The sequence below is a fragment of the Psychrobacillus sp. genome (assembly GCF_056205495.1).
In genome coordinates, this window is record NZ_JBAEAP010000627.1 from 1 (window position 1) to 5,364 (window position 5,364).

6 protein-coding genes and 1 pseudogene are annotated in these 5,364 nt (G+C 37.5%); 1 reads left to right on the forward strand and 6 read right to left on the reverse strand.

The genetic code is table 11. The features are described 5' to 3' along the window. The 4 genes from AC06OU_RS17890 to AC06OU_RS17905 all read right to left on the reverse strand — a co-directional run. Positions 1-632: FtsK/SpoIIIE N-terminal domain-containing protein (locus AC06OU_RS17890; protein WP_475857596.1), on the reverse strand; the 632-nt coding region annotated here is incomplete at its 3' end. A gap of 70 nt (positions 633-702) precedes the next feature. After that, positions 703-2,124: a type VII secretion protein EssB gene (gene essB / locus AC06OU_RS17895; RefSeq protein WP_475857598.1), complete on the reverse strand. Its 1,422-nt coding sequence runs from the start codon at positions 2,122-2,124 to the stop codon at positions 703-705. A 13-nt stretch (positions 2,125-2,137) separates the two neighbouring features. Further along, positions 2,138-2,377: an ESX secretion system protein YukD gene (gene yukD / locus AC06OU_RS17900; protein WP_169358738.1), complete on the reverse strand. Its 240-nt coding sequence runs from the start codon at positions 2,375-2,377 to the stop codon at positions 2,138-2,140. A 116-nt stretch (positions 2,378-2,493) separates the two neighbouring features. After that, positions 2,494-2,787: a WXG100 family type VII secretion target gene (locus AC06OU_RS17905; protein WP_169358737.1), complete on the reverse strand. Its 294-nt coding sequence runs from the start codon at positions 2,785-2,787 to the stop codon at positions 2,494-2,496. Positions 2,788-3,669: 882 nt separating this feature from the next. On the opposite strand from AC06OU_RS17905, the gene AC06OU_RS17910 reads away from it, so the two are divergent. Then, on the forward strand, positions 3,670-4,143 hold the full coding sequence (locus AC06OU_RS17910) for a DinB family protein (RefSeq protein ID WP_475857600.1): 474 nt from the start codon (positions 3,670-3,672) through the stop codon (positions 4,141-4,143). Positions 4,144-4,157: 14 nt separating this feature from the next. Here AC06OU_RS17910 and AC06OU_RS17915 read toward each other — a convergent pair. Then, a pseudogene (locus tag AC06OU_RS17915) lies at positions 4,158-4,394 on the reverse strand (transposase); the annotation flags it as partial. A 278-nt stretch (positions 4,395-4,672) separates the two neighbouring features. Continuing rightward, on the reverse strand, positions 4,673-5,364 hold a 692-nt coding region (locus AC06OU_RS17920; RefSeq protein ID WP_475857601.1), incomplete at its 5' end, for a 3-hydroxyacyl-CoA dehydrogenase NAD-binding domain-containing protein.

Below are 5,364 nucleotides of genomic sequence, written 5' to 3' on the forward strand. Positions count from 1 at the left end.
GGGTACATAGCATATCTTTCCGTTTTAGGTAATTCTATTTCAGGTAGCGGGCTTATATATTCCTTATTGGTCACTATTTCGATTAAATCTCTTTGAACCAGTTTAATCTCCATAAACGCCCATTGTAGTACATCGCCCAGCTGAATAATTTGGTTAGTACTGCAACGTTTTCCGTTTAGATATAAGGGACATGCAAAATCCTTTTTGATAATCCAGCCATCATTGATTTTATTGAGAGAGAAATGACCAGTCTCCACTTCAGGGAACATAATATTCGTACGATGAAAGGTCGCTTGTTCCTCATGACTGTCGAATGACACTTCGTTTGTATAATCAATAAAATAAGTTTTTGTCTGAGCTGGTAAAGTAGATACGAACACTTTTAAGATCTTATCTCTCTGCTCAATTGCAAGACCACTTTCTTCAGTCAACACTCCCAATTCCTGTGCCCCGTCGTGAAGGACTAATTGATTTTCCTTATTTTCAATCCTTATTTCTCCAAAGAGAAAAGGGAAACTTTGGACGGTCACATCATGCTCTATAGCAGGGCCAATGGTTAGTGTTGTAAACTCTCTTTGTTTTATCTCTAATCGTTGATAATCTTCTCCATAAAATACCCATAGCTGTAACAACCTGAACACCCTCTTTCGAACCCTGATAGTTTAATAAAATAGTTCAATAATAAGTAAGTAGTTTCTAACATTAATTAGCTGCGTTTTCTTCAGCTGGTGGTGCAGCTGGTGTTTCCGGTGCAGCTGGTGGTGCTTCGGTTGCAGCTGGTGCTTCCGGAGTCGCTGATGCTGGTGTTTCTGCTGGTGCGGTTTCTGGTGCTGGTGCTGCCTCCGGTTTTGCTGTTTCATTTTTTGCTTCTTTTCCTTTTTCTATTTTCTGTGCTTCTTCCTCTGCCTCTTTTTCAGCTTCCTCAGCTTCTAGCATTAGCTTTTCAAATTCCTCTACCTCTTGGTCAATTTCATTCAGAAGAATTTGCATTTCTTCACCAGTAAGGTCTTTGTCTGCTTTAACTTCCTCGCGTCTTTTTAGTAGCCCAAAGGTAATTAGCTCTCCGTCTTCCATCGCTCTTGCAATGTCAACAGCATCTTCTGCCTCACCTCGACCTAGGTGAATCCAATATTTCAAGTACTCTGCATCTGTTTGAAGGGTTATATTAGATAACACATTTTTCTTTTGTTCTTCGTCTAATCTTTCATTAGTAACCGATGCGTACGCTAACTCATACAGAACAATGTAGGGCATCCCTTTTACAGAATAAGGTTCTAATAAGGTCACTACCTGACTATAATTTTGTCCTAGAAAGTATTCATGGCTAAGGGTGTAAGCTTCGTTCTTTGGCTTTTCATGTACAAAATAAATGATAGTAAATATAATTGCAGGAAGAATTAGAATGCCAAGTCCGATTGCTAAGTATTTAGTCCACTTCCATTTCTTTCTTGGTAGCTTGATATTGCCCATTTCTACGATTTCAAGCTGTTCCATTTTTTCTGTAATATAGTCCAATAGAGCTTGGCTATCCTTCATACCCATGATGGTAGCTCCAACTTCTTTGAGCTCTAATATTTCGGAGTACTTTAAGTACTCTTCAAAGGTGAATGAATTGTCTATGGCTGCTGCTACTACTGCTTTTGTTTCTAGCCAGAGCCTATCTTCATCTGTTTCATACGGAGGTAAACTTCCTAATACACCATAGTAAAGAAACATTGGATCCAAAGCCTTGCTAAAGATTATATTTTCCGGGCATACTATTAGGTTTAGTCGGGGATAAGGGTGAGAGTAAACCTTTTCTACAAGCTGATAACCTAGCATCCACCTAGACTTTTCTTCTTCTCGATGAATGTCTCTAAAACGCATGTGGTCTTTTGGGATCTCGGCTTGAACGATTAATTCGTCGTCAGTAATAACAATCTCCTTAGAGATCTTTGGGTTAACTTCTTTTAGGAAGATTATTTCCTCGGTACGCTTAAAAGCAACTCTTTCCTTTTGAAATACAAAGGTGGTTTTATTTGCTTCCTCATTAATTTCCGCACCCGTACGATTCTTCAAATATGTATAAGGTCTATCTTTTAGTTTGGTTTTTGTTTTACTCATATCTTTCTGTTTAGGGGCCATGTCCATTTCTCCTTCAAATGATTTCAATTCGATCGCCGGTCGTAATGCCGCATTCAGACATTGTTAAATGCCCAGGGAATAATTTATCCTTGTTTACCACGCGTATCCAATGACCCTCACGTTTTGGGTTGGAAATGGATGCAGCCTGCCACGCAATATCAATCATCTTTTTCATCGTGTAGTAATCAGATAGTCGGAGGTCAATAACTTTCCCGTTATACTTTGAAAGGTCAACTGTAATTTCTATATACAAAATGTAACACCTCTCCTAAAGAGTGTAAGCTTGCTTAAAATAGTTGAAAATGAAGGAAAAGCGCCTTCCAATATGGAATGACGCTCTATATATTACATCCTGAACAATACTCCAAGTTACCCTCTGATTTGGCTTGCAATTTGTTGATCTGCATCTTGTAGAGCTTGACCAGTGCGGCTTAACTGTACGCTAACTTCGCTTAATAGCTCACGCATATCATTGAAATGTGGCTTAAGTCTTTCATATTGTTCAGCAAAGGCTGCACTAGAAGCACCTTCCCACATAGATTGCAATTCACCGATCATACCGTCCAAACGACCGATTTGAGAAGCAACCTCACTTGACTCATGACTGTAACGTGATGCCATTGCATCCAACTCAGCTGGTGTTACGCGAATAATTCCTGACATTTCATACATCTCCCTTTTGTTTAGTATTTTGATGAATTTATAAAATAACTGTGAGAGCTAACTTCAAGATTATCTTGCCGTTCCTTCACAGATACTTCCAATGAACTTTACTTCTTTTACCAAATAGATTACAAATATTTTACAGAAAATATTTGCTAATGAATATTTTTTACTTTTTGTATACTTCTAACTATTTAATTCACTAAAAAAAACCATTTACTATAGCCATATCCCCCTAATTTGCAATCTCTAAACCTCTTAATTTATATTTTTTTTAGAGATTAAAAGGAGTTTAAGTCCATTGCCTAATATAATAAATAACATTCTCAAACTAAGTAGTCAAAGCATCCAAAAAAATCAAAAAATAACCTTAGAACTAAACGCTCATAGACTTTCGTCCCGTTAATTTAATATTTTAAATTTAATAATATATTTTTACTCTAGTTAATTTATTATTCAAACTAAAATATCAATAATTTATCATTCTTAACATAAACCAATTATTTTGACCCATCTTTTGTAACATAGCATCTATCAAATATCTTAGTTCGAAGATACTTGAACTCATAATAACTTCCATCAAAATTTTCTTCCAACTCTCCATTCCATTACAAAAACATTACAGAAAACATTAAAAACCATATTATAAATACCATTTTTTTTAGATATGTTACAGGTGCCTGGCACCTGTAACATATCTAAAATCTGTAACATACGAGGCACCCGTAACATTTCGTACAAATAAATATAAAAATAACAACCAAAATAAATAAAATATAACAAGGTGGAATGGTCCAGAAGGATTTATATATTTTCTTGTTGAATACATTGTTATCCGACACTCAGCGAGTAGAAAGTTTTTTCACAAAAGGGGAATACGGTATGAACGTTTACTGTAAAGGTGTTTTTAAAGAGATGGATTTGGCGGTTAACTCTATTATCAAGTTGATAGAGACTTTGAGCGATGAAGATTTGAATATTAAGCCAACCGAAGGAAAATGGTCGATTGGAGAGTTACTATCGCATATGTCAGTTATATGTAAAGCTGACTATCTGATTGGAGCGGGAGCTTCGGAGGAGGAGATGGACCGTTTCTATGAGGAAGCGGAGCCAGAAATGAATCGGAAGGCAATAGCTGTTGCTCTAATTAACAATTACAATTATCTAGTAAACGGCATAGCAGGATTACGAGAAGAGGAGCTCCTACTGGAAACGGCTTCATTTTTTGGAGTAGTTCATTCACGTTATGAATGGCTATTAGATACTCAAGCTCACCTGTTTCATCACCGTGGGCAGTTGCACGCAATGATTGTTCATGTTCTAAAGAAAGAACCGAACATCCAATTGTTTGAGTAAGCTCAAAATAGGTATTTTATGGTTTGGCGCATGGACCGTATACCAAAGGTATATTGGATAAAAGTCATCTTGATAAGTACCACTGGATCGATACTAGGTCTCCCTATTGTCGAATAAAGGTTTTCAACCAATGGATAGATAAAGGAAAAATCAATTGCCGCATCTAACTTATGAACAAGATGGTCTTGTGGTACCAACTGTTCAATAGTCCCTTTGATTGGAGCGAAGAACGGCGACTCCAGCGGGAACAGCGCGAGCTGGAGACCCTGGACTGTGCGCAGCGAGGGAAGCGGCTGAAGCCGTGCCCGCGGAAAGCGTCCGTTCGTAGCGGAAATCAACTCTTCCTCGCGTTACTTCGATTTTAAAAGAAAAAAGACTGTAGGCAAACTCCATATTTATTAGAGGATGTCTACAGTCTGGGCGGAGAGTTGTAAATAACTCTCCGCCTTTTTATCCGTGAAATATACACGGTGAATTTACGTTTTGCACATAAAAAAACCACAATCCATGGTGGATGTGGTTTTGTATTTTAATACGTATAGAAGCCTCTGCCTGTTTTTCTGCCTAGCTTGCCGGCTCTAACATATTTTCTTAAGAGTGGTGCAACTCGATACTTAGTGTCTCCAGTTTCTTCAAATAATGTCTCTGCTACTGATAAAAGTGTGTCCAATCCGATAAGATCCGCTAGGGCTAGTGGACCAATTGGTTGGTTTGTTCCTAGCACCATCCCTTTATCTATATCTTCAGCGGAAGCGATGCCTTCTCCTAGAACAAAGATAGCTTCATTGATCATTGGAACTAATATACGATTTACGACGAATAACGGAGCATCTAATATAGTAATGCTTTCTTTTCCGCTGTCTTCTACTAGTTTTTTTACGGTATCATATGTTTCATCACTAGTTTCAGAGCCTTTTATGATTTCTACTAATTTCATGACTGGCACAGGATTAAAGAAGTGCATCCCTATGACACGGTCAGGTCTCCCAGTTGCTGATCCTATTTCCGTAATACTTAAACCAGAGGTATTTGAAGCTAAAATAGTTTTTGGATCACAAATTGCATCCAATTCAGCAAAGGCTCTTTTCTTAATATCACGATTTTCTAATATAGCCTCTATTACTATATCAAGTCCTGCTAGTTTGGTATTAACAGTAGTGAACGTAATTCTGCTTAGTACCCGCCCGATCTCACTAAACTCTTTATAATACTTTATATAAA